Origin of the sequence: Alkalibacterium indicireducens (assembly GCF_039522005.1) — a bacterium.
In the GTDB taxonomy this organism is placed as follows: Bacteria; Bacillota; Bacilli; order Lactobacillales; family Carnobacteriaceae_A; genus Alkalibacterium; species Alkalibacterium indicireducens.
On the sequence record NZ_BAAADA010000132.1, the window covers coordinates 1 to 25,717 of the forward strand.

Genomic DNA, 25,717 nt, shown 5'->3' on the forward strand with positions numbered 1-25,717 from the left:
CCAAAAGAATCGAAGACCCCTGCACATTTGGTTGTTTCTACTTTGTTCAGTTTTCAAAGATCTATCTCGTTCAGCTCTTTATTTCGTGTTGTTCCGTTCGAGCTGACTTTTATAACACTACATTGTTTTCAATCAGATGTCAACAACTTTTTTAAAAGTTTTTTGTGCGTTTGAGCCGCACAATGCTGACACGAAGGAAAACCTTGGTTGCTGTTATTCAACAACGAATATAACTATACCAGGTTTTCCATCTTTCGTCAACAGGTTTTCGGATATTTATTAATTCTTTTTCGAGTGGGCTAAAACAAAGCTTTACTTGACCAGCTTTATTCTTCTTTCATAAATGAAAAATCAGCTTCGTCTCTTTTTGTAATCATTAACAGTCCATCTCCTACTGGCAGGATTACCGCATCCATTGCCGGATGATCAAGAACTACATCAAGAAACTCATTTAATTTTCTGTGGATCTTTCTTGTACGTTTCGGAATGTCCTTTTCATCATTAAGTATTGTTCCACCTTGGAGAACATCGTCAACAGCTAATACACCACCCATTTTCAAAATACGATAACACTCGGGAAAGAAACTGTAGTATTTTGCTTTAGCACTATCCATGAAAATGAAATCTTTTGAATTAGACTTTATTTTTTCCAGCCATTCATTGGCCTGACCTTCTAATAGGGTGACTTTATCTTTTAGCCCCAGGAGCTTGAAGTTAGTTTCCGCTTTAGCAATCATGTCCGGATTCCGTTCAATTGTTGTCACGTGTCCATCCCGAGGCATGGATTCCAGCATAAGCGCCGCAGAAAACCCGATAGCTGTTCCAACTTCAAGTACATCTTTTGGGCTGAGCAAAGGAAGCAGCCATTTAAAGAACGCGACTGTTTCGTGAGGGATGACCGGAACACGGTTTTCATTCGCCCATTTTTCAATCTCCAACAATTTACCTTCTAACTGCTTCTGGTCCCTTCTAAGAAATTCTCTAACGTCGTTATTGATCACAGGACGATCCATCATTTCATTCCGTTTATGCAATGTCAATTCCTCTTTTCTTTTATTTTCTCTATTTTACACTGATTTATCTACTTAACCAAGATTGATTCTGTTATAATGAAAATGTGAAAACACGAAAAATCAGATGAGAAGGAGCTTTTGATTTATGCTTATCAAACAACTATCAGTCCCTAAAAATAGCGTCACGACTATATCTGAATCAGCTACACTACAGGAAGCGATCACTCTATTAGAAGAAACCGGCTTCCGCTGCGTGCCTGTGCTGGATAAAAGCGGCCGTATTTTCCGCGGGAACATCTATAAAATGCATATTTACCGCCACAAGGCAAACGGTGGTGACATGGACCTTCCAGTTACCCACTTACTTAAGAATGCGACCAAATATGTACACATCAATTCGTCGTTCTTTAAAATCTTCTTTATGATCAAGGACCTGCCATATATTACTGTGCTGGATGAAAACAATAATTTTTACGGCATTCTGACTCACAGTACGCTGATCGACCTGCTTCAGCAATCTTGGAGTATCGATCAGGGAAGCTACGTTCTTACCATTGCTACTCCTGGTGAAAGAGGGGATCTCGCTAACATCTCCAAGCTGATCAACCGCTACTGTTCGATCATGAGCTGTATTACTCTTGATGTCCAGAGAGAGAACATGGTCCGCAGAACCATCATGACCCTTGAACCGGGCATCTCACGAAAAACTGTTGATGAAATCTCGAAGGTTCTTGACAGAAAAGGCTTCAAGGTTGTACAAGTTGAAGACCTTCATAACGATTAAGATTAATTAGAAAAACAGTGCTGCTCCTATTGTTCCTCTTATAAAAGAGAACACCAGGGACATGCACTGTTTTTTTGCGCCAAACCTGTTTAATTTTCCATTCGTTTGTTGAAGTTCAGTTTCTTATCCAGTGATAGGATGATTGGGATTCCAACTCCCATAGTGACAAACTGTCCTAGAAATACTGTCAGGTAAGTTAACCAGAAAACTTCTTCTACCCCAATTAGCAGGAGCATCAGTGCGATCATGAAGCTGAACACCGAAAATATAACGGTATTGATCATCATCTTCTTAATCGGTGACTGGATTTTCTTCGTTACAATAAAGAAAACAATAAATGAGACAATCGTATGACCAACTCCAAGAATCCAGTCGTATACTCCAAAAGGAGAGAGAATCAGATTTGTCAGGACGACTCCGGCTGTTACACCATAAGCATACTTTTTATTGAAGACTGCCAGATGGTTCAGCATTTCAGATAATCTGAACTGAATCGCTCCAAAACCAAACGGAGCGATAAGTAGTGTGATACCTGTGTAAAGGGCTCCTATTATGGCGTTTAATACCCATTGCTTTGTTTTCATTTTTTCATTTCCTCCTAGTTTTTATATCGTGGGTTGACGCTTTCGAACCACGGTCGTTTTTAGACAACGAGGATAAGCTTAGCATGCTTACATCAATTTTTCAATACACAAAAAAGACAGACTCCAGTCATTCGGACTAGATTCCGTCTTTACTAAGTATAGTAAGGCCTTAGATATGTTTATATTTATTTGACAAGCTCACACTGATAGACAGGGCCTCATCAACAGCATTCATCGTTTCAGCATCCAGCTGAGTGACTTGGTCTTTCAGCCGCTGTTTATCAATCGTTCTGATCTGTTCAAGCAGAATGACAGAATTTTTTTCCAGTCCCTGTTTGGCACTGACCTCCACATGTGTCGGCATCTTACCTTTTTCGATTCTTGTTGTGATTGCCGCAACAATAACTGTCGGGCTATATTTGTTTCCAACATTGTTCTGTATAATCAGAACAGGGCGCATACCGCCTTGTTCCGATCCAACTACCGGGGATAAATCTGCATAAAAAATATCTCCACGCTTAACCATAGGCTTTCCTCCTTGAAGGAGCCTTTCAGATAAGGTCGTGTTCCGTTTGAAGAGCTGCCGGAACCTTGTTATCAGATATGAGTATGCGCTTCGCTCTCGCATCCATCAAATTCGGAACAGATTTCCAAATTGATGTGTCCCATTTCTGCATATCCCTTCCTCATGGCATCCATTTTATTCATTGTTTCCCGAACAAAGCAGTGGAAAATGTCAGACATGAGTTCCGTTTCTTCAGTATCTGTCTCCATGCAATATTCTTCGATATCTTCGTAAACTGATTGATCAAGTTCAATAACCATTTTTCTATTGCTATGCTCTTTCATGAATATGCCCTCCAAAATATACTGATAAAAAAGCTAAACAGCCAGCTTACTTGACACCAGTGTCAGAAGCTTCAATGAATACTTAGCCAAAAGAAATGTAGAATCTCATTCCTTGTCTGCTAGTTTATCATGAAAGGCGAACAAATTGAACCACTCTTTGTGACACTTCTTTGACTCAAAAAACCGCTCAACAAGAACGTTTGTTATTTGTCTTCTAAAATAACCTGTGCTACTGCGATCGTTCCTGTATGAGAAATCGATACCCAGGCCTTTCCAGGGAAAGGACATACGGTGATCATAGGTTTTCCCTGATCATCTGGCAGGATTTCAACATCACGAAAAGTCAGCTTACCGATACCTGTTCCCAAGGCCTTAGAGTACGCTTCTTTTGCTGAAAATCGGCCGGCTAAAAATTCTATCTTTCTTGTTCCTTTTAATGAATGAAAATACTCCAGTTCATTAGTTGTCAGAACTCGATCAGCAAAGGATGGTCTTTTTATGTACGCTTTATTGATCCGTTCAATATCGACTATATCCAGTCCGATACCAGCAATCATCTGTCTTCCTCAATTCTATAACTCAATATTAAATCAATCAGCTACTGTATTATGTTACCAGATTAAATAATAAAAGTCATTTCATATAATTTAAGATTAGATTAAAAAGAACCGGCTGATCACCTGTTCAATGTAACAAGAACAGATGATCAGTCGGCTAGTTTTATTTATTCAATTCGCTCATTAGTTTGAACGGCGGTTATTCGAACGGTTCCCTTTATCTCCAGAACGTCCTTTACCTTTATAGTTGCGGTTTCCACCTTTACCTCTACGGTTGTTGGAATAGTTTCCTTTTCCTTTTCCGCCACCGCCACGTCGCTTATCTTTGTTTGGAAGCGGACGCTGAGGTGTGATGCTTACTGGTACATCTGTCGGATCTTTAACCATGTTCTTAACTAAAGCAGCAGCCAGATCTTCAGCTGAGTATGAACTCAGGAGCTTTTCAGCAGCAGCTTCGTACTTATCCAGGCCATTCTGATCGATCATTTCCTGAATGTCTGCCATAGCTGTCTGCAGCTGACTTTCAAGCGCTTCGTCGTTTGTAGGTGGACGAAGAGACGTCATTGGCTGTTTAGTCAGTTTTTCAACTGTACGCAGGTAGCCCATTTCATGAGGCGTGACGAATGTAACAGCTACGCCTTCTTCACCAGCACGTCCAGTACGTCCGATACGGTGAACATAACTTTCAGGATCTTGAGGAATGTCATAGTTGTATACGTGTGACAGTCCGCTGACATCCAGCCCCCTGGCAGCGACGTCTGTTGCTACTAGGATATCGATTTTACCTTTTTTAAAGTCTTTCAAGACGCTCATACGCTTGCCTTGAGAAAGGTCTCCATGGATTCCTTCAGCCTGGTATCCGCGCATTTCAAGTCCTTTAGCCAGTTCATCGACACGTCTTTTCGTACGTCCGAATACGATAGCCGACTTAGGATTCTGTACATCCAGCAGGCGAGTCATGATATCAAACTTCTCGTTGTCTCGCGCTTTTGTATAGTACTGTTGGATAGTTGAAGCAGATAGTGTTTTCGTTTTGATACGAACTGTTTCAGGGTCCTGCATGAAGCGTTCACCGATACGTTTGATCGGAGCCGGCATAGTTGCTGAGAATAACAAGGTCTGACGCTCAGCTGGTATTTCCTGAATGATTGTTTCGATATCTTCGATGAATCCCATATTAAGCATTTCATCAGCTTCGTCTAGTACCAATGTCTGAACCTGGTTCAGTTTCAATGTTTTACGACGGATGTGGTCAAGCATACGACCAGGTGTTCCAACAACGATTTGTGCGCCACCTTTGATCTGCTTGATCTGACGTCCGATGTCGGCTCCACCGTAGACACATGTTACTTTCACACGCTTGTCTTTGCTTAAACGGAATAGTTCTTCTTGTGTCTGGATAGCCAGTTCACGAGTAGGGGCGATAACAAGCCCTTGAACATTGTGGTTTTTGACGTCGATTTTCTGAAGCATAGGCAGACCGAAAGCGGCAGTTTTACCTGTTCCTGTCTGTGCTTGTCCGATGACGTCTTTTCCTGCAAGTGCAAGCGGGATCGTCTGCTCCTGGATTGGTGTTGTTTCTTCAAATCCCATGTTCTGTACGGATTTGAGTAGTTCAGGTAGTAAATCTAGTTCATTAAATTCCAAAGAATGTTTCCTCCTAATATTTTCCTTAGCGTTCATTCGTTTACGAGCCAAGGTACAGTCACTCTTGCATAAGAGAAACTTCGAAAGCAATGAACAGATTTGTTTCTTTTCTGTTCAAATAAAGACCCTAGTGTTCGTCACTCACTTTCGATGCGAGACACCAGGGATCATAGTTAACTTGACTCAGTATTTAATTTTAAATTCTATACGGATAATTCGACGTATCCATTAAACGAACGGTTCACTTCATTCCAGATGTTATCTTAACACGTGGGCGCCTTGTTTTCAACTCGTTTTCATACCTCAGTGAAATGAATACGTTTTACCCTTCTTTTCCATGACTTAACTTAGTCACAACTTCGAGCATCCCTGTACTCAGGCTTGATTTCAGTAGAACCGTATCTTCTTCTTTGATCTGTTTCTCCAGATAATCAATCAGTGGCTGCTTGTCTCCTTCAAAATGCTGAAGGTTCTGCTCATTCATTTGAGGCAGCAGTTTATCATATAAAGCTTTCATATCTTTCCCGTATAAGACGATCAGATCGGCTTTCTTAGGGTCGATCGCTTCACTCAGACTTTCATGCATGGCTCTTGAATGCTCACCTAGTTCAAGCACGTCTCCTAGTACAATGATTTTTCGCTTAGGGACATCGATTTCCTGGAAATAACGTAGAACGGCTTTCATTGATGATGGACTGGCGTTGTATGCGTCGTTGAGCAGAGTGGATTCATTGATTCCATCGATCCATTCAAGACGGTTCTTGGTCAGTTCAAAGTTCTCAAGCTGGACATAGGCTTCCGTATTGGATATACCGATCTCTTCTCCAACTAGAACAGCAGCCAGTGCATTTTGAACGTTGTAGATTCCAGGGACCGGCAGCGTGCATGAATGTTCAGGATCCGCATTAGTCGTAAAGACGGTCTGTTTTAACCTGGCTTCCACTGTGACCGGATATAGATCCACGCCTTCTTCTTTTCCGAAAGTCAGACGCTTGCCTACAGTCGCATCCACATACCCTGCTGCTATTTTATCTTGAAGCAGCGGTTCTTTGCCTGGATAGATCAGTGTGCCGTTCGACATCCCTTTAACGATTTCAAGTTTAGCTTCAGAAATCGCATCACGCGACCCGAGAAATTCAATATGGGATTCTCCGATCATCGTAATCACAGCAATGTCAGGATGCGCCAGCTGAGAAAGCACTTCGATCTCCCCTCGTTCACTCATTCCCATTTCAAGTACAAGCACTTCTGTATCCTCCGGCATATTGAGTATCGTAAACGGCAGTCCCAGGTGATTGTTGAAGTTCCCGACTGTCTTATACGTCCGGTATCTGGCAGAAGCAACGGCTGCGACCATGTCTTTCGTTGTCGTCTTTCCGTTACTTCCAGTAATCCCGATGACTTTAGGCCCTACTTTGTTCAGATAATACTGCGCGAAATGCTGAAAGGCTTTTTCCGTATCCGCTACTGCTATGATCGGGAAGCCTTCCGGAGCTTTTTCTGTGTCATCACTCCAGAAACTGGCAGCCGCTCCCTTTTCAATCGCTGCTTCGATAAAATCATGCCCGTTCCTCTCAGCAGTCAGAGGGATGAACAGGTCACCGGTCTGCAGCGAACGCGTATCAAACGATACGCCTTCTATCTTCAGATTGTCGTCCCCATCAATCAGTTTGCCATCTACAGCTGAAGCTATTTCTTTTAATGTCCATTTTGCCATTGTTTCTCTCCGTTCCTTCTGTTCCTTGATTCCTTCTTACTTGTTTCGTCTTGTATTAAGCTCAAGACGGTCCTTGTGACGTCTGATACCCAGCTGAATTACTTCTTCAATCAGATCTTCATAAGGCAGACCCGTTTTTGCCCATACTCTAGGATACATGCTGTTGTTCGTAAACCCAGGGAAAGTGTTGACTTCATTGACGTAGACTTCTCCATCTTCAGTAAGGAAGAAATCGACACGAGACACCCCAGTGCCATCGATAGCGTGAAAGGCACGCGCTGCCAGCTCCCTCAGCTTTTTGGTCAACTCATCTGAAATATCTGAAGGGACCTGTCTAATCACTTCCTGGTTCAGGTATTTGTCTTCATAGTCATAAAAAGGCTTATGCTTGATAAGTTCACCTGGAACTGATGTATGAATGTCTTCATTGCCTAAGACAGCTACTTCGATTTCTCTCGCTTTGACGCCTTTTTCCACGACGATTCTTGTATCGTATTCGAATGCGAGTTCGATCGCCTCTTTTAACTTGGTTTCTTCAAGCACTCGGGTAATACCCACGCTTGATCCCAGATTGGCCGGCTTGACAAACATCGGGAAGCCTAGATACTGAATCAGATCGTCCTTGACTTTATCAGGATCAACTTTCCAGTCAGTCAGTTTTACCTCATTGTAAGGCAGGATTGGCAGGCCTGCTTCTTTAAATACACTTTTACTGATGATTTTATCCATACCGACAGCACTTGCAAGCACGCCAGCTCCTACATAAGGAATGTCGAACACTTCAAAGAGTCCTTGGACCGTCCCATCTTCACCATTCGGGCCGTGAAGCACCGGGAAAGCTACCGATTCACCTTCCATCATTTCAATGAAATTGAACGGCTGTTTCTTGGCGATCTGATTCATTTCTTTCACTTCAGGAATATCATCTTTGCTGTTCACATTTCCAGCCTTGTACCACTGACCTTCCCTTGTGATATAAACCGGTATGACTGTGTAATGATCATAATATATTTTCTGTAAAATCGAGTAAGCGGATTTGATGGATACTTCATGTTCCGCACTCTTTCCTCCATAGATCAGATAAAGTTTCATTCGTTTCCTCCTGTATTAAGCTGATAGTTTATTACATAGGCAAAACAGAATCTAATCCCATTTTAGCATATTTTCCCGCAGCAACAATATAATTGGGTATCGGATACCAATTATATTTTGGGCAAAGAAAAAAGCCCTGACTAGCCAGAGCTTTAAACCGATTATTCTTCGTCTGCAAGACCGTATTTCTTGTTGAAACGGTCGATACGTCCATCTGCCTGAGCAAATTTCTGACGTCCAGTGTAGAACGGATGAGAGTCAGATGTAACCTCCATACGGATAAGCGGATACTCTTTTCCATCTTCCCATTCAACTGTTTCGTTTGATGTTGTAGTAGACCCTGACATGAATTTAAATCCTGTCGTTGTGTCCATGAACACTACTTGACGATATTCTGGATGAATTCCTTGTTTCATATCTTTTTTCACTCCTTCATGCCATGAAACCTCTGCGGTTCCATAGTTATCTTAATCCTTTAAGTCAGCGACTGGGTGATCAGCGCTAGGCACTGGTCTCCTTCATCGGCTTGATTATATATGCAACACTAGACATAGTAACATATCCTGCCGTCTGTTGCAATGGAATGTCCCATTTTTCTGCGCATTATTTAGATGATTACTGCTTAAGTACTTTTTCTACAAAGGCGGCATTCTTCCCGTAACGTCTCAATGTCTTGATGAACTGATCCGTATACTCCAGTGAATCATTGCGCATCCCTCTACGCAGTTTGTAGACCGCTTCGTATTCTTCTTTGGAAAGAAGCATTTCTTCCTTACGGGTACTTGATTTTTTAATGTCGATTGCCGGATAGATGCGTCGCTCAGCCAGTTCTCGGGACAGATGGATTTCCATGTTACCCGTTCCTTTGAACTCTTCATAAATGACATCGTCCATTCGGCTTCCAGTATCCACTAATGCTGTTGCGACAATCGTCATGCTGCCGCCTTCTTCAACATTACGGGCAGACCCGAAGAAACGCTTTGGTCTGTAGAGAGCTGCAGGATCGATCCCACCTGAAAGCGTACGCCCACTTGGCTGTTCCACAAGATTGTATGCTCTAGCCAGACGTGTGATGCTGTCCATAAGGATAACTACATCCTGCTTGTCCTCAACCAGTCGTCTTGCACGTTCGAGAACCAGTTCGCTCACTTTGACGTGGTTCTGCGGCTGCTGATCAAATGTCGAATGAACGACTTCTCCATCGATGCTCCGTTCCAGATCGGTTACCTCTTCGGGGCGTTCATCGATAAGCAGGACAATCAGTTCAACTTCCGGATGATTTGCCTTTATTCCGTTGGCAATTTCTTTGAGCAATGTCGTCTTCCCTACCTTAGGCGGTGCGACAATCAGTCCTCTCTGTCCGAACCCGATCGGAGCCACGAGATCGATCATTCGTGCAGACAGTTCGTTCTCGGATGATTCAAGGTTGATTCGACGATCCGGATACAACGGTGTAAGGGCCGGGAAGTGAGGGCGTTCTCTAGCTTCTTCAGGATTCTTTCCATTGACCAGTTTGACGTTCATCAGTCCGTAGTGCCGTTCTCCCGCTTTAGGCGGACGCGCTGTACCGGTGATTTTATCTCCATTTCTCAAGCTGAAACGCGTCATCTGAGAGGCTGAAATATAAATATCTTCGTTACTATGAGAGTAATTGATCGGACGTAAAAAACCAAAGTCCTGGCTGTTGATTTTATCGAGCACCCCGCTGACCTGGAAATACCCCTGCTTTTCTTCCTGCGCGCGAATAACAGCCAGAGAGAGTTCCTTTTTGTTCATCTGACTGTAATAAGGTATTTTCAATCGCTTAGCGTGCTCATAAATCTCTTTTAAAGTCATGTTCTGTAAATCACTGAAAGTTAAAAAATTTGCCACTCGTCCCTATCCCCTATTCCTATAATTTAATCGCCACTCTCTTCCATGTAAATGTCTGCGCCAAGAGCGGTCAATTTTTCTACAATATGATCATATCCTCTAAGAATATTATCTACTCCGCCAATGGTCGTCTGTCCTTCAGCAATCAGACCGGCTACTACAAGACAAGCTCCGGCTCTCAAATCACTGGCTTTGACTTCGGTTCCTTCAAGATGTGTGCCGCCTTCGATTAGGATGACATCACTTTCCACACGAGCCTTAGCACCCATACGGTTCAGTTCCGGAATGTGCTTGATGCGTTTCGGATAAATCGTATCCACGATCATCGATTCACCTTGCGCCATCATAAGCAGAGGTGTAAACGGCTGCTGCAAGTCGGTCGCAAAACCAGGATAAGGCAGTGTCTTTATAGAAACACCTCTCAGATTCCCTTCCGGCTTGGTGATACGAACGTAATCTTCCCCAATTTCAAGAGGCACGCCCATTTCTTCCATTTTTGCGATCAAACTTTCCAGATGCTCGACAATGACGTTGCGGATAACGACATCTTTCCCTTTTGCCGCAGCCATGATCAAGTACGTGCCTGCTTCGATGCGGTCAGGAATTACAGTGTGACGGCATCCATGCATCTCTTCGACACCATCTATACGGATAATGTCTGTTCCTGCTCCACGTACTTTTGCCCCCATATTATTTAGAAGCGTCGCTACATCAATGATTTCAGGTTCACGCGCAGCGTTTTCGATGATCGTTCTGCCTTTAGCTTTTACTGCTGCCAGCATGACATTGATCGTTGCTCCAATGGACACGACGTCGAAGTAGACACGCGCCGCCTGGAGACCATCTTCATCTGTCTTGAGATACATTGCACCCATTTCATTGTCAACAGTAGCACCCAAGGCTCTGAACCCTTTCAGGTGCTGGTCGATTGGACGCGGACCAAGGAAGCATCCACCAGGAAGACCCACGACGCCTTGTCCGAACTTAGTAAGTAACGCGCCCATAAAATAATAAGACGCTCTTAAGCTTTTGATTTTACCCGTAGGCATGGGAACCGATACCATCTCTGTAGGATCTACTGTCAGAGTTGTGCCTTCAAAGTGCGTTTTTACATTCATGTCATTAAGGATTTCGATGAGCGAGTGGACGTCTGCAATGTTTGGTACGCCTTCCAGCGTAACAGGTGAATCAGCAAGAATTGACGCTGGGATCAGCGCTACTGTGCTGTTCTTTGCTCCTGAAATCGTTACTTCCCCGGATAAGTCATGTCCACCATTTACGATTAATTTTTGTGTCATTATAAGTCCTCACTTTTGTTTATACGATTATTGGTTGTCTGAAGTTCTCTATTTGTACTATTAAGTCATTCTACTTTTCAAAGTCGGACTGCTTACAGTTTAACGATACGCCTTGCGAATGGCAAGCTGGACAGTCTGTCATATAAGGCGATAGCCAGTAGCATTTTAAGCGCATCAATAGGAAGAAAGACCGTCAGATTCATGCTGACAATGCTCACAAGTGAAATCGGTGAGTCAAGTACGGCATTCATAAGAATATACTGGTAGCTCATACCTGTTATATACAGTACGACTAATCCCAGGCTCATGATCCCTGTCATTTCCCATTTATTTCTCTGTTTCTTTAATCCTGACCCGACTATCCATGCGACAGCCAGTGCTCCCGCGATATAACCGAAAGACGGAGAAAGAATACTTCCCATGCCCCCGCTTCCCCCAGCAAATACAGGCATTCCGATCAATCCCATAACGATATACAAAATAATCGTCATCAGACCTTTGACTGGTCCTAATAACGCCGGAATAAATAAAAAGAAGAATACTTGTAAAGTGATTGGGATAACTCCAATTGGTAAGACGACAATTGAAGAGACAGCAAGGAGTGCTGCGGATAAGGCTATTTGAGTAAGGTCATGTGCAGATGGTTTTTTCATTTCTTTAACCTACTAACATTTCATTTAGTTTATAGTGAACTACTAATTAAGATGGTTTCTATCATCAGAAGTTCATTTGCATTTTCTTGTAATGCGAACGGTTAGCATGTGACGACGTGAACAATGCTTTAGAATATACAGTTGCCCACACTCATAATCATACAGGGTTTACTTTTTTTTTCAACATAAAAATACAGAACACTAACTATTGTTAATGTTCTGTAAGATTTTATTCACTTTTAAAACCCATATTGTTCTTCTTTAATGCGTCTGGCTTCTTTATACGTCTCGGCAAGAACCATTGTGTCTTCCACTAGACGTTCGATTCTAAATACCGCATCCTCATTGACAATTTCCTTACGGTAGAAGTCTCTTTCTTCCATGAAGGTATAGGTCTGAACAATTTGAGCCTTCATATAAGCAAGGATCGGTTTGAGCTGTGTTTCAGCAATCAGGTAATGTTTGGCAGATCCCGCTGTCACCAGTATGCCTGCTGTTTTGTCTCTCAGCCCGTCTTGAGGAAGAAAATCGAACACGTTTTTCAGAGAGCCGGGAATGGATGCCTGAAAGATAGGTGTCCCGATGAGGATGATGTCAGACGCCATAATCGTCTCGGTCACGACTTTCGTGTCTCCTTTATATTCTCTGAAGTCCCGTCCATCACTGAAAACCAGCTCAAAATCAGCCAGATCCAGAAGGGTAACCTCATGATCAGGATAGTTTCGTTCAATGATATCTTTTGTATAGTTCATCGCTGTTCTCGTTTTAGACCCGATCGTCGAGCCGGATAGCAGGGTAATATTCACTCTAGTCACTCCTTATGCTTTCGCTTTGGCTGTATGCTTTTTGACTGCCGGTAAAATCTCATTTCCTATCAACTCTATATTTCGCATGATCTTATCAAACGGCACGCCGCCGAAATCCATTTGAGCGATATAGCGCTGGTGATTGAATGTCTCATGCTGGTAAAGGATTTTCTCGATGATCTCCTGGGGGCTGCCGACGTTCATGATATTTTTTAGATGAGCACCTTGGGCAAATGCTTGCTTAGGGAAACCACGTCCATTTGTCAGCTTCATGCCTTCGTTGATATGCGGGTAATATTCTTTCAATGCCTGTTGCGTCGTGTCCGCTGCATAAAAGAAGCCAGCTGTCGCAACAGGAAATTCTGATGAATCCTGGCCAAGACTTTCAAGTGTTTCTCTATAGGCATCAATCGGACGCTTGAATACAGACGCTGGTCCTCCTAGCATCGCTTGGTACATCGGCACGCCCTGATAAGCAGCTTTCATTGCACTGGCCGGTGTGCCACCGACAGCACGCCATATCGGCAGGCTTCCATTAAGCGGACGTGGAAGAATATGCGCATCCCTTAGTGGTTGACGAAATTCTCCTTCCCAGTTGACGACTTCTTCTTTATTTATTTGTAGCAGAAGTTCAAATTTCTCTTCAAACAGTTCTTCATAATCATGCAGATCATATCCTAAAAGCTCGAACAAGCCTACACGGGAAGCTCGTCCCGCTACGATTTCTGCCCGACCACCTGAAATCAGATCGATCGTGGCAAAGTCTTCGTAGACTCTCACCGGGTCAGACGTACTGATGATTGTGGATGAACTGCTCACTTTAATTTTTTCTGTCGCTTGGGCGATTGCCGACAGAACAACCGAGTGCGCCTGCGTAATGAAGTGATCCTGATGGCTTTCTCCTACGCTGATCAGGTCAATGCCTGCTTCTTCTGCCAGCTTAGCCATTTCAATGATTTCCTGCAGCCGCTGCTGAGGCGAAATCCGTTTGTCTATATGCGGGTTCTTTAAATGGTCACCTAAAGTATACAAGCCGAACTCCAGGCCTTTGCTGTCATCGATTCGGTATTGTTTAAAACTCATGTCATCACTCTTTTCGTTTAAATTTCAGTCGGTGCTTCGACTTTTACTGGGGGATCTCATTCAGATTCGGCGGGCAGAGGATATCATAACCTCATTTTTCCCCGCCCAATCGAGTTGTTCTAGTTTCAGTAGCAGCAATCCAGTCTTTCTAATGACTTATGTGTGCTCTACTTCACCTTCTGTTACACAGTATACACCATAAGCTAACTTATAGTAAGTCTTTTATCTCTAATTCGTATGTTTTTTTGCCGTCTTGGTTTCGTATGTTATCCTTTAAGGGCTTTTAAAGTGGAAAACGGTCGGTCGAGCCGACCGCTTCATTATTTTGAACTGTCTGGTTTGTGGAGGTTCTATCGTTTTTGGGTGGTTTTCTCTCTGTTTGTCCTACTATTGCCCACTCAATAGCATGGTTCTGTTGAGTGGGTAGTAATCAGCAATCTTTTTACCACTCAAATCCAAATCGATTTTGACTGGGCACTAATTTGTCATTTATGACCCACTCGTTAGTCCAGATTCACTGAGTGGGCAATAGTATGATATTTATTCCCCACTCAAAGACAAAATCTATCTGAGTGGGCGTATGTAATCGTCCTATGACGATTACACTCCTTATTTACTCTCTTTTTTGAAAGTTGTGCCTGATTTATTTCCTACTCTAGTATAATTTTCAGAGAGTATCCCACGTATTCTTTTTTTTGGAATAATTTGTCCACACCATCTATATATTTTTTCAGTCGTCAGTAATTCAGCAGGATATAAAAGTATAAACTCTTCAATTTGTCGGATGACTGCACTGTTCAATGACGATGAATGCTCGCAAACTAAACATTTACATGAGCGTTGATTAACTTGCACACTAAAACTACTGCATCGCGTACAAGCTATCCCCTTCCTCAACTCCTCATAAGTATACGCCGGCCTTTTGATTTGAATGCGCCCTTCCTTGTTATGTTCTTCAATCAGTTTTTCTGCCAGTCTCTTCATCTTTTTTATTCCCCATGGCTCGTTCCGCTGTCTACGATTGATTTCGGTCAGACGGGATTGAATTTGCCCATAGAAAATGAACGGGTCGGCAGGTGTCGCATGATACAGCATACATGCCGGATTGATAAGCACAACGTAGCCTTCGATACTCATTTTGACCTGCCAGGACTGCAGCAGCTGCCTCAGAAGAGACGACGTTCGATTAAGCTGGGTGAGCGGGTTCGATATCTCCTGGCCGGCTACTGTATAGATGTCGCCATCTTTCATAATAAAGTCCCCCTCGTAGTTCTTGACTTCAAAGATATACACGACTTCTGAAGTCAGGAAAACTGAATCGATCTGCACTGTGTTTCCTTTGATGGTCAGCGAAAGATCCTGCAGCATCACACACTCCTGCTCCAGATACTTCTCTCCCATCTCGTCGAACTGCCTTTCACCAATAAATCCCTTCTCCATATTCAGTAGATTCTGCTTCTGTTCAAATGAATATGCCTGCCTTTGGTTCAGAGCTCTCAGCACGTTGAGTTCTTTAGATGCTTCCCGCGGCTTCATTACCTTCATTGATTCTTTCCTCCAGCTGATCAATTTGTCTTCATTCATTATATTGTCCAAATGATTGAATTCTCACGAAATTGACTGGCGGCGTTTATCAAAAGCAGAATATTTTCACTCAAAAACGGACCTCACTTTTCATAAAAAAATCACCCTCAGGAACTGGCGACAGCTCAAGAGGGTGATTCTGTTGACGGGAAAGCACGGGCCCTCGCGTCTCTATTTTATTTTAATTAAGCTTTGTTTGAAGAACCGAATTCTCTCATTTTAGCTTTAGTTGTTTCAGTGATGTCTGCTTTACCAGGTCCGATGATTTTACGAGGATCGTAAACTTTTTCGTTGGTAGCAATAACTTCACGTGTGCGCTTAGCCCATACTTGCTGAAGCTCAGTGTTTACGTTGATTTTAGCGTGACCGTATTCGATTGCTTTTTCGATCTGGTGAGTTGGGATACCTGATCCACCGTGAAGTACAAGTGGTGCACCTGTCAGTTCAGAAATTTCTTTCATTTCGTCAAATCCAAGTTTAGGTTCTCCGTCGTAGTCTCCGTGTACAGATCCTAGAGCAGCTGCTAGGGCATCGATTCCAGCTTCGTCAACAATACGTTTACATTCTTCTTTATCAGCGTACATTACGCCACCGACAACGCCGTCTTCTTCTCCGCCGACAGTACCGATTTCAGCTTCAACTGACGCACCTTTAGAGTGAGCATATTCAACCACTTTTTTAGTGAAAGAAATGTTGTCTTCGATTGGATCATGAGAGTGGTCGATCATAACTGAAGAGAATCCAGCATCGATCGCAGCTTTACATGTATCAAATGATGAACCGTGGTCCAGGTGAAGAGCCACAGGAACTGTAATGTCCATTTCTTCAAGTAAAGCATTAACCATAGCAGAAACAACAGTGAATCCACCCATGTATTTAACTGCTCCTTCAGAAGCACCTAAAATTACTGGAGATTTTTCTTCCTGTGCTGCCTGTAAAATGGCTTGTGTCCATTCTAAGTTGTTGATGTTGAATTGCCCAACTGCATATTTTTCAGCCAAAGCTTTGTTCAACATGTCTGTCATACTTACTAAACGACTCATAAATATAGCCTCCTCAAATTTTTGCGCACTTTTTAAACCGATATACGCCCTCGGTCTCGCTTATTATTATATACAAAATTTCACAATAAAACTAGTATTAATCATTAGGTTGTCTCTCTATTTTCAATTTCTTTCATAAATCCAGCCTCATTATCATTTATCTATTCTTGTTTTCTAATGACTTTTCAATAAAGGCTTTGAACAACGGCTGAGGTCTGTTCGGTCTGGAAATGAATTCCGGATGGAACTGGCAGCCGACGAAATAAGGGTGATCGGCCACTTCGATGATCTCCACCAGTTTGTTGTCTGGAGAAACACCAGAGAAAATCAGTCCTTTTTCTTCAAGCAGTCCACGGTAGCTATTGTTAAATTCATAACGGTGACGGTGACGCTCCTGAACGACTTCCTGATTGTCATAGGCCTCCGCGGTCACTGTACCCGGCTGCAATTGACATGGGTATAGACCCAGTCTCAGTGTTCCACCCATATCCGTCACATTCTTCTGATCCGGCATCAAGTCAATGATGTTGTGTTCAATGTCAGGATTGACTTCCGCAGATCCAGCCCCATCAAGCTTGGCTACGTTACGGGCAAATTCCACAGCTGCCAGCTGCATGCCAAGACAGATACCGAAGAATGGAATCCTGTTTTCCCGTGCATATCGAATCGCCAGCATTTTCCCTTCCAGACCGCGTTCTCCGAATCCACCCGGTACGAGGATGCCGTCCACATCATCCAGTTCTCTGACCAATTCTTCTGGAGACAGTTTTTCTGCATTGACCCATTTGATGTTGATATCCGAATCTGCAGCATAGCCGGCATGCTTCAGTGCTTCAACTACGGACAAATATGCATCCGGCAGTTCCACATATTTCCCTACAATAGCAATTCGAGTAGACGTCTTCAGGTTCAGCACTTTCTCTTCTAGCGCTTTCCATTCAGTCATATCCGCTTCCGGCACATCCAGTTTCAGATGATCGACTACAATCTGATCCAGTCCCTGTTTCTGTAAGTTCAACGGGATTGAATAAAGCGTATCGACATCCAAAGATTCGATGACCGCTTTGGAATCCACATCGGTGAAGGATGCGAGTTTATCTTTCGTATGCTGCTCAACCGGATATTCCGAGCGGACGATCAGCACGTTTGGCTGGATTCCAAGGCTTCGAAGTTCTTTTACGCTGTGCTGGGTCGGCTTGGTTTTCATTTCACCTGCCGCTTTAAGGTATGGAATCAGTGTCGTATGCAGATACATGACATTGTCGGACCCGACGTCACTTTTCATCTGACGCAGAGCTTCAAGGAAAGGCAATGACTCGATGTCTCCTACTGTTCCACCAACTTCAGTGATGATCACGTCCGAATCGGTCGTTTGTGCCGCACGCATGATCTTTTTCTTGATTTCATCTGTAATGTGCGGAATGACCTGAACCGTTCCGCCCAGATAATCACCGCGACGTTCTTTGTTGATCACTTCAGAATAGACTTTCCCTGTCGTGACATTTGAATACTGGTTCAAATTGATGTCGATGAACCGCTCGTAATGCCCCAGATCCAGATCCGTTTCAGCGCCATCATCCGTTACAAACACTTCTCCATGCTGATACGGACTCATCGTTCCTGGATCCACATTGATATAAGGATCAAATTTCTGAATCGTTACTTTCAGTCCTCTATTTTTCAACAGTCGGCCAAGAGATGCTGCCGCGATACCTTTTCCGATTGACGATACCACTCCGCCTGTTACAAAAATATACTTTGTCATAGTACTCCCTCCATAATTCTTTTAAGGAAAGGCAAAATGTCTCAAAAAACAGAAAACTCCCTATTCCATTTAATAAATGAAATAGGGAGCGTTGAACTGTCTTACATTCTGTCTTGTTGACCCTTCATATACATAACATGTACGTAGGGTGCCCAATAAATAGTTTAAAGACCTAATTGCTGTAAGTCAAGTGCGAATTCTGTCAGTTTCCCCATTTGAGTAGAGCAGCGGAATTAATGATCACCGGAACCATCCGTCCGCCATATCGATGCCCTTTTACACTTTTATTCTGCAGACGCTTTATTCGATCTCGCCTATTAATCTACGAATTTTTACGCATCAAAAAAGCTGACCCCGATAGACGGATGGTCAGCTTTTTCCGACAGGCTCGGTTATCAATTAGCCCATCTCTATTCTTATTCGTCTTCCTCGTCTTCAAGCACATCTTCATCATCAACGATGTTCAGGCCTTTCAGCTCTTCGCTGTCCTCGTCTTCATCGCCAAGATCATCAAGATCGTCTTTGTATTCTCCAAGGTCTTCTTCATCTTCGTCATCGACCATGACACCATGCTCATCGACTTCGACGCGGTCCCCATACTTGATGGTTTCTTCCTCTTCTTCGTCTTCTTCGACTTCTTCGACTTCTTCGACTTCTTCGTCATCATAAGCCTGGTCAAATCCGGTACGACTTCTGCGGCGCGGTCGTTCGTCCTCTGCATCGTTATCATGCGTAATTTCTTCATCGATCGAGTCGACAGGGTACCACGCACGTAGACCCCAGCGGTTGTCGCCTAAGGAAATGAATCGTCCGTCTACATTCAAATCAGTATAAAACTGAATCATTTCACGTTCCAATGTTTCATCATCCAGCTCCAGATAGTCTGCCACTTCTGACAGCAGGTCATTGAAATCAGTCACTTGTCCAGTTGTTTCAAGGATGGCATGAGCCACATCTACCATAGCCAGTTCGTCTTTTGCCTGGCCTTTAAATTGATTTAATTCCACGACTGTAACGTCCTTTCTCTCATCGGTTTCATTAAACTTTCTCTTCAACTAATTTATACTACATGATTACGTTGTAAAACGCAATCTAATTTGATACTCCCCTAGTTTTTGTCCATTTGCATGCAGTTTATAATCGATATAGACTCTTCCGGAAAACGGGCGGTCATAATAGCTAACTCTCAAATCGTCGGTCAGTACCTGTAGCGGAATGATTCCCACGGGTGTGGCGTAGTTGGTTTCTGTATGTCTGTCACTGTTGAAGGTCAGACGCATCGTCCGCTCACCATTTCTGATCAGATTCACTACTCCGTCAGGATTGATTTTGACCGTCACTGGAACTGTTGCTTCCTCATGCGTTTCTTCAAATCGAATGTAGTAACTGTTATTCATGTACACGACTCGTCCTTTTTCTTCGAACGAATGCTGATGCGTTTCTCCATTCTGTATATAGGATGTTTCCATTTTCACTTCGGCCGGCAGACCGTTTTTTAAATCTCTTGAAGGCACAAGCACTACCCCTTCCTTATTCTCTTTTGATTGTCTGTCCTATACAGTTTATCATAAATCATATTCGGCGTCTCATTCTATATTCGACTCCTGTATCCTAACCCCGTTGATTTTTGGTATACTGAAAGAAACTGACGATGAAATAATTAATGAGATAACATGAAGGACGGACATTATGACTGAAACCCATTCTTATTTTAATGCTTACACACAGCCTTTTCTGCTTTATGATAAGTTGCCGGCTGATTATTCAAATCACCGCTTCGCTCCTTTTGCGCTGACGGATGCCTTTATCAAAGAAGCGGGAGAAAAGAAGCAGCCCATCCTGCACTTTTGGCAGACTGATCCGCTGATCATTTTAGGAATGATGGATACCAAGCTTCCATTCCTTAGCGATGCCCTGACAGCTTTTGCGTCCGGCGGCTACGACTATCTGGTCCGAAACTCAGGTGGACTAGCTGTTGTGAGTGATGGCGGAGTGCTGAACTTTTCCATGATCTTTCCTGAAGGCGAAGAGCGACTGTCCATCGACGAGGCCTATTCCCGAATGCATCAAGTCGTTCAGACGGCCTTTTCTCGCTATAACAAAACGGTCGATGCGTATGAAATTGCAGACTCTTACTGCCCGGGTGAATTCGATTTAAGTATCGAGGGGAGAAAAATTGCCGGTATTGCCCAGCGACGGATCAGAGGCGGAATCGCTGTAATGATTTACCTCAGTGTATCCGGGGACCAGACCCATCGGGCAGAGATGATCCGCGAGTTCTATACCAAAGGTCTGGACGGATCCGAAACCAGATGGAGCTTTCCTGCTGTGAATCCGAACGTGATGACGACGCTGGAAGATGCACTCGGTGTTTCCTTAACTATTGAGGAAACAAAGCAGCATCTGCTTTCTGTATTTACTCAGGCCGGTGTCACACTGGTTCAGGGCGATATGACAGCATCCATCGCCTCTGCTTACGACGAAGGCCTTCAGAAAATGATCACCCGAAATGACAAATTACTACCTTGATCCCCCTCAGTGCTTGAGGCTAAGAGAGGAAGGAATGGTCTACTTCACACAGCACCTTCTTGTTAAATAGAAGAAGATGGAGTAGAACCGACAACTATGTGTATCGACTCATTTGAAAAGCAGGACCGCCTGCCTATTGAAAAAGTATTTAAAGATCCTGTGCACGACTACATTCATGTCCGACACAAACTGATTTTAGATCTGATCGACACCAAGGAATTTCAGCGTCTGCGTCGGATCAAACAGCTCGGGACCGCCCAGTTCACCTTTCATGGTGCGGAGCATTCCCGTTTTTCCCATTCTCTGGGCGTTTATGAATTATCCCGGCGGATAGTGGATATGTTCGAGCGCAACTACCCGGATGACTGGGACTGTTCCATGCGCCTCGTCACCTTATGCGCAGCTCTACTGCATGATGTCGGGCACGGCCCCTTTTCCCATACATTCGAAAAAATCTTCAATACGGACCACGAGTCTCTGACGACGGATATTATTTTGTCCGAGGGAACGGAAGTCAATACGATCCTTAAGCGCGTATCTCACGACTTTCCGAACCAGGTGGCCAGTGTCATTACCAAGCAGCATCCGAATCCTCAAGTCGTTCAGCTGATCTCCAGCCAGATCGATGCGGACCGGATGGATTATCTGCAGAGAGACGCCTTTTTCACCGGTGCCACATACGGCGCCTTCGATCTGTCCCGCATCCTCAGAGTGATCCGTCCCTATAAAGACGGCATTGCTTTCCAGTATCAGGGCATGCATGCGGTGGAAGACTATATCGTGAGTCGTTTCCAGATGTATATGCAGGTGTATTTCCACCCGGCATCTCGGGGAATGGAAGTCACTCTCGACCGTCTTCTCTACCGGGCCAAACAGCTCTATAAAGATCAGGAGCTGTATCCGGCGTTCGACCTTCTCGATCCGTTTTTCGAAGAAGACCCGACTCTGGACGACTATCTGAAACTGGACGACGGCGTACTTCAGACGGCCATTATTTTATGGACTGAAAGTGATGATGCCTACTTGAGCGAACTGTCTAAAATGTTCCTTCACCGCAAACCGCTGAAATCAGTTACGTATATCGACGGAAAAGACGATGATGTGGTGGAGACTCTGAGGGATATAGTCGGGCACTTGACATACGATAAGAACCTCTATACTATGACCAATAGCAGCTCTGATCTGCCGTATGACTATAAATTGAAAAACAAGACACCGATTCATCTTATGCAGTCGGATGGGACACTTGTCGAACTCAGCAAGGTCAGTTCCATAGTCAAGACACTGAGCGGGAACCTGCACGGCGACCACCGCCTGTATGTCCCGAAAGAATTTCTGGAAGAACAAAGCGATAACATTAATATGTTTCAGGAGGAATACGATGCGTTCCAGCGCCACATTGTCAACGGAGCAATCATCCACCCTAATGAAACATGAGAAAAGCTTCACGTGCCGTTCAGCCTCGACAAGAAAATACCTTAGTATCTGTTTGAGCTTCAGCTCTTACAGATATACTTGAGATCGTCCGACCGGTGGGAGTAGAGGGAATTTACCCTGAATTGCTGTGACTCTAGCATTTCAATGCGTAGAGACAGAGTATGCGGAAGAAGAGCATCCTGCGCAATGGGTAAATTTATCTTTTTCTCGAGAGGCTGGTACGTCCTTACAAGTTGTAGTGCTTCAGCACGTACAACTATTGTTGTGATCGACCGACCAACGGGAGTAGTTAAGCTAGACAGTATTAATTAATGCACTAAACTTATACTTTAACACTTTCAATTAAAAAAATACATTGAAGCAAAGAATGGAGAACAGGCATGACGATCAAATTAGTTGCCATTGATCTGGATGGCACATTATTGAATGAAGAACATAAAATCAGTCCAGAGGTGAAGCAGGCTATTCAGGCTGCCCGACAGGCCGGCGTCAAAATCGTGATCTGCACCGGACGTCCTTTCCCAGGCGCCACAGCCTTTTTGAAAGAACTGGATCTGAGCGCTGATGATGATTATGTCATCACTTATAACGGCGGACTGGTACAGGAAGTCAAATCCGGAAAAGTAGTCGTCAGACATATGATGGATCATGACGATTACCTTACCTTGCAGGCAGCTGCTCAAGAAGCCGGTTCACATTTCCATGCTATCCACAATGAAGGAATCTTTACACCGAACAGCGACATTAGCGAATATTCTGTCCGTGAAGCCTACCTTATAGGCCTGCCGCTGTTTTACCGTAAGCCTGAAGACATGGATCCATCTGTTATCTACAATAAAATGATGATGATCGACAAAGAACCTGTTCTGGAAGCGGCAATTTCCCGTCTTCCTAAATCCTTATGGGATAAGTATACAATCCTTCGCAGCGAACCTTTCTTCCTTGAAGTCCTGAACAAACAGGCCAGCAAAGGAACCGCCGTTAAAGATCTGGCTGAACTACTGAATATTCCACGTGAATCCGTCATGGCTCTCGGCGACGGGGGAAATGATGTGGATATGATCGAATGGGCCGGAATTGGTGTGGCGATGGACAATGCGCGTGATGAAGTCAAGGCCGTTGCCGACCATATCACAGCTTCCAACCGTGAGAACGGCGTAGCACAGGCACTTGAAACCTTTGTTCTCGAAACTTGCGTATCTTAAAATTTGATATATATTAATGAAAGGCTATCATTTAGCCTTTCTTTTTTTTAGTGCTATGCTGATAGTAGACTATAGAAAAGGAGCGTTTTAACTATGCCAGATAAAGTTGTTTACACTACAGCCGCAGTCAATACAGGAGCGCGAGAAGGAGAAAGTCACACACCTGATCGTTCATATGAGGTGCAGGTCGATACGCCTAAAGAAATGGGTGGATCTGGAGACGGAACTAATCCTGAGCAGCTGTTTGCTTTAGGTTATAGTGCTTGTTTCCACGCTGCCCTGGATCACTATAAAAAAGAAGAGAAGATCGACAACAAATCTCAAGTCACCTTGACTGTTCACTTGATGAAAGACCCCGATGATGGCGGATTTAAATTAGGAGTAGAAATCGAAGTCGGTGTTGAAGACATGTATGAAGAACAGGCCCAGAAACTTGCAGATAAGGCGCACGCCTTCTGTCCTTACTCAAAAGCTACTAAGGGAAATATCGAAGCCACAGTCAAAGCTGTGCCATATGTAGACGGAAAATAAACTCACTCCTGTATCGAAAAGAGCCGATCCATCAATTTTGATGGACGGCTCTTTTTTCTGTTCTGATGATGTCTCTTAAAGGAATCAACTGGGCTGAAAGATGTGAGACTCGCTGTTTTCGGCTCGCTTCACTCGATCTTCCGCTCTCCTTTTTTAAATACAAATATAGAAAGGCCAAATCCTTACCCCTTCCTCTTTTCAGAGCCCTTTCACCTGACTTGAAGCACCTTCATCATCTCACTACCCACGCGTTCCCCTTGACGAAACGAATATATGTTCCTATAATTAAAACAAACATACATTCCCTTAAAGGAGGTCCTTGCCATGCTTCAAATAATGGATTACTCCAGAGAGCCACGTAGAGATATATTATGTATCGATGTAAAGTCTTTTTTTGCCTCGGTTGAAGCAGTTGAGAGAAAGGAACACCCCCTCAAGGCCAAAGTTGCCGTTGTCAGTAAGCCGGACAATCATGGTGGACTGGTACTGGCTTCTTCCCCCATGGTCAAAAAACTTTACGGAATCAAAACAGGGACGCGGGTATATGAAATCCCAAAAGATGCGTCGATCGACATAGTTGAACCCCGAATGGCCTTATACTTAGAAAAAAACTTGGACATCGTGAACATTTTCAAACGCTTTGTTTCGGACGAAGACCTTCATGTCTACAGTATCGATGAATCTTTTCTGGATGTGACACGTTCCCACAGATTGTTCGGCAGTACTGAAGATATAGCCAAGCGCATCCAGTATCTCGTATGGAAAGAAATGAAGCTAGTCGTCACTGTAGGTATCGGAGACAACCCTCTTCTGGCCAAGCTCGCTCTGGACCATGCGGCTAAACACGATCAGAAAAGCAATTTTATCGCAGCCTGGCATTATGATGATGTGCAGGATACGGTATGGAAAATTTCTCCCTTAAAAGATTTCTGGGGGATCGGATCAAAAACGGAGAAACATCTCGAGCGAATCGGTATCCGTTCAATCCATGACTTGTCACAGGCTGATGTCAGAAAACTGAAGAAACGGTTTGGAGTCATTGGTGAGCAGCTCTTCTTTCACTCCCACGGCATCGACCGGACCCGACTGTCTGATACATTCACACCTAAAGAGACCTCTTTCAGTAAAAATCAGATTTTGAACAGAGATTACACCGTAAAGCATGAAGTGGAAATTGTGATACGTGAAATGGCTGAAGAGAATGCCGGGCGCCTGCGCAGACATTATCTGACGACTGGACTGGTGAAACTGAGTATCGGTTACTCAAAAGATGTCATGGACCGCGGCTTCAGTCACCAGCTGCCGATTGAAAAAACAGACTCATCTAAAAAAATCATTGAAGGGCTCCTGATTCTCTTCCATCGTCACTACAGATCCCTTCCTGTCCGGGTGGTCAATGTCACCTTCGGGAAAATCGAACCGAAGTCCGCCCTTCAGCTTTCATTATTCGATTCCGCTGAAAAGCTGATCAACCAGGAGGATCTGGATCAGACGATCGACTCCATCAGACATAAATATGGCTACACTTCTCTACTTCACGCCAGCAGCCTGACCAGCGGCGGGATGGCAATGTACCGGTCCAAGCTTCTTGGCGGTCATCGATCAGGTACTCAGAAATAAACTGCTTTCTGTACATGCCTCAAAGAGCAGGCAGAAAAGAGTTAAATT

At 43.9% G+C, this 25,717-nt stretch carries 25 protein-coding genes; 6 read left to right on the plus strand and 19 right to left on the minus strand.

Annotation, left to right across the window (positions count from 1 at the left end; all coding sequences use genetic code 11):
* Positions 1–326 precede the first annotated feature (326 nt).
* Entirely contained in the window at positions 327–1,034 is a 708-nt protein-coding gene (locus ABFX15_RS07970; protein WP_091265408.1) for an O-methyltransferase, read from the minus strand.
* Between the two features lie 124 nt (positions 1,035–1,158).
* Here ABFX15_RS07970 and cbpA point away from each other — a divergent pair, with 124 nt between their 5' ends.
* The gene (gene cbpA / locus ABFX15_RS07975) at positions 1,159–1,797 is read left to right on the plus strand and encodes a cyclic di-AMP binding protein CbpA (RefSeq protein ID WP_346024931.1); all 639 of its coding nucleotides are present in this window, start codon (positions 1,159–1,161) and stop codon (positions 1,795–1,797) included.
* 89 nt (positions 1,798–1,886) lie between these two features.
* On the opposite strand, the gene ABFX15_RS07980 is transcribed toward cbpA, so the two are convergent.
* From ABFX15_RS07980 to ABFX15_RS08065, 18 genes are all read right to left on the minus strand, one after another.
* Positions 1,887–2,381, minus strand: a complete 495-nt coding sequence (locus tag ABFX15_RS07980; RefSeq protein ID WP_091265412.1) for a QueT transporter family protein — start codon at positions 2,379–2,381, stop codon at positions 1,887–1,889.
* Positions 2,382–2,550: 169 nt separating this feature from the next.
* The gene (locus ABFX15_RS07985) at positions 2,551–2,907 is read right to left on the minus strand and encodes a type II toxin-antitoxin system PemK/MazF family toxin (RefSeq protein ID WP_346024932.1); all 357 of its coding nucleotides are present in this window, start codon (positions 2,905–2,907) and stop codon (positions 2,551–2,553) included.
* A 71-nt stretch (positions 2,908–2,978) separates the two neighbouring features.
* Positions 2,979–3,230 carry a hypothetical protein gene (locus ABFX15_RS07990; protein ID WP_091479935.1) on the minus strand — a complete coding sequence of 84 codons (252 nt, stop codon included), beginning with the start codon at positions 3,228–3,230 and terminating at the stop codon, positions 2,979–2,981.
* Positions 3,231–3,433: 203 nt separating this feature from the next.
* Complete coding sequence (gene acpS / locus ABFX15_RS07995) at positions 3,434–3,787, minus strand: holo-ACP synthase (protein WP_346024933.1); 354 nt, start codon at positions 3,785–3,787, stop codon at positions 3,434–3,436.
* A 183-nt stretch (positions 3,788–3,970) separates the two neighbouring features.
* Positions 3,971–5,434, minus strand: coding sequence for a degradosome RNA helicase CshA (gene cshA, locus ABFX15_RS08000; protein ID WP_346024934.1), 1,464 nt, complete (start codon positions 5,432–5,434; stop codon positions 3,971–3,973).
* A gap of 322 nt (positions 5,435–5,756) precedes the next feature.
* On the minus strand, positions 5,757–7,151 hold the full coding sequence (locus tag ABFX15_RS08005) for a UDP-N-acetylmuramoyl-tripeptide--D-alanyl-D-alanine ligase (RefSeq protein WP_346024935.1): 1,395 nt from the start codon (positions 7,149–7,151) through the stop codon (positions 5,757–5,759).
* A 36-nt stretch (positions 7,152–7,187) separates the two neighbouring features.
* Positions 7,188–8,243: a D-alanine--D-alanine ligase family protein gene (locus ABFX15_RS08010; protein WP_346024936.1), complete on the minus strand. Its 1,056-nt coding sequence runs from the start codon at positions 8,241–8,243 to the stop codon at positions 7,188–7,190.
* Between the two features lie 161 nt (positions 8,244–8,404).
* Positions 8,405–8,659, minus strand: coding sequence for a type B 50S ribosomal protein L31 (locus tag ABFX15_RS08015; protein ID WP_091265428.1), 255 nt, complete (start codon positions 8,657–8,659; stop codon positions 8,405–8,407).
* 199 nt (positions 8,660–8,858) lie between these two features.
* The gene (gene rho / locus ABFX15_RS08020) at positions 8,859–10,115 is read right to left on the minus strand and encodes a transcription termination factor Rho (RefSeq protein WP_346024937.1); all 1,257 of its coding nucleotides are present in this window, start codon (positions 10,113–10,115) and stop codon (positions 8,859–8,861) included.
* A 26-nt stretch (positions 10,116–10,141) separates the two neighbouring features.
* The gene (gene murA, locus ABFX15_RS08025) at positions 10,142–11,413 is read right to left on the minus strand and encodes a UDP-N-acetylglucosamine 1-carboxyvinyltransferase (RefSeq protein WP_346024938.1); all 1,272 of its coding nucleotides are present in this window, start codon (positions 11,411–11,413) and stop codon (positions 10,142–10,144) included.
* A gap of 92 nt (positions 11,414–11,505) precedes the next feature.
* Positions 11,506–12,066: a biotin transporter BioY gene (locus tag ABFX15_RS08030; protein ID WP_346024939.1), complete on the minus strand. Its 561-nt coding sequence runs from the start codon at positions 12,064–12,066 to the stop codon at positions 11,506–11,508.
* A 239-nt stretch (positions 12,067–12,305) separates the two neighbouring features.
* On the minus strand, positions 12,306–12,872 hold the full coding sequence (locus ABFX15_RS08035) for an NADPH-dependent FMN reductase (RefSeq protein ID WP_346024940.1): 567 nt from the start codon (positions 12,870–12,872) through the stop codon (positions 12,306–12,308).
* A 12-nt stretch (positions 12,873–12,884) separates the two neighbouring features.
* Complete coding sequence (locus ABFX15_RS08040) at positions 12,885–13,955, minus strand: LLM class flavin-dependent oxidoreductase (protein WP_346024941.1); 1,071 nt, start codon at positions 13,953–13,955, stop codon at positions 12,885–12,887.
* Positions 13,956–14,564: 609 nt separating this feature from the next.
* Positions 14,565–15,539, minus strand: a complete 975-nt coding sequence (locus ABFX15_RS08045; protein ID WP_346024942.1) for a nuclease-related domain-containing protein — start codon at positions 15,537–15,539, stop codon at positions 14,565–14,567.
* Between the two features lie 185 nt (positions 15,540–15,724).
* Complete coding sequence (fba, locus tag ABFX15_RS08050; protein ID WP_346024943.1) at positions 15,725–16,582, minus strand: class II fructose-1,6-bisphosphate aldolase; 858 nt, start codon at positions 16,580–16,582, stop codon at positions 15,725–15,727.
* A 157-nt stretch (positions 16,583–16,739) separates the two neighbouring features.
* On the minus strand, positions 16,740–18,347 hold the full coding sequence (pyrG, locus tag ABFX15_RS08055; protein ID WP_346024944.1) for a CTP synthase: 1,608 nt from the start codon (positions 18,345–18,347) through the stop codon (positions 16,740–16,742).
* 416 nt (positions 18,348–18,763) lie between these two features.
* A complete protein-coding gene (gene rpoE / locus ABFX15_RS08060) occupies positions 18,764–19,354 on the minus strand; it encodes a DNA-directed RNA polymerase subunit delta (protein ID WP_346024945.1) in 591 nt (196 codons plus the stop codon).
* 66 nt (positions 19,355–19,420) lie between these two features.
* Positions 19,421–19,861 (minus strand): YwiB family protein, encoded by a 441-nt coding sequence (locus tag ABFX15_RS08065; protein WP_346024946.1) that lies wholly within the window; start codon positions 19,859–19,861, stop codon positions 19,421–19,423.
* Positions 19,862–20,036: 175 nt separating this feature from the next.
* Here ABFX15_RS08065 and ABFX15_RS08070 point away from each other — a divergent pair, with 175 nt between their 5' ends.
* From ABFX15_RS08070 to ABFX15_RS08090, 5 genes are all read left to right on the plus strand, one after another.
* Positions 20,037–20,876 carry a lipoate--protein ligase family protein gene (locus tag ABFX15_RS08070; RefSeq protein WP_346024947.1) on the plus strand — a complete coding sequence of 280 codons (840 nt, stop codon included), beginning with the start codon at positions 20,037–20,039 and terminating at the stop codon, positions 20,874–20,876.
* Positions 20,877–20,972: 96 nt separating this feature from the next.
* On the plus strand, positions 20,973–22,313 hold the full coding sequence (locus ABFX15_RS08075; protein ID WP_346024948.1) for an HD domain-containing protein: 1,341 nt from the start codon (positions 20,973–20,975) through the stop codon (positions 22,311–22,313).
* 380 nt (positions 22,314–22,693) lie between these two features.
* Positions 22,694–23,518, plus strand: coding sequence for a sugar-phosphatase (gene yidA / locus ABFX15_RS08080; protein ID WP_346024949.1), 825 nt, complete (start codon positions 22,694–22,696; stop codon positions 23,516–23,518).
* Between the two features lie 93 nt (positions 23,519–23,611).
* On the plus strand, positions 23,612–24,049 hold the full coding sequence (locus tag ABFX15_RS08085; protein ID WP_346024950.1) for an organic hydroperoxide resistance protein: 438 nt from the start codon (positions 23,612–23,614) through the stop codon (positions 24,047–24,049).
* A gap of 324 nt (positions 24,050–24,373) precedes the next feature.
* Entirely contained in the window at positions 24,374–25,669 is a 1,296-nt protein-coding gene (locus tag ABFX15_RS08090; protein ID WP_346024951.1) for a Y-family DNA polymerase, read from the plus strand.
* Positions 25,670–25,717 lie beyond the last annotated feature (48 nt).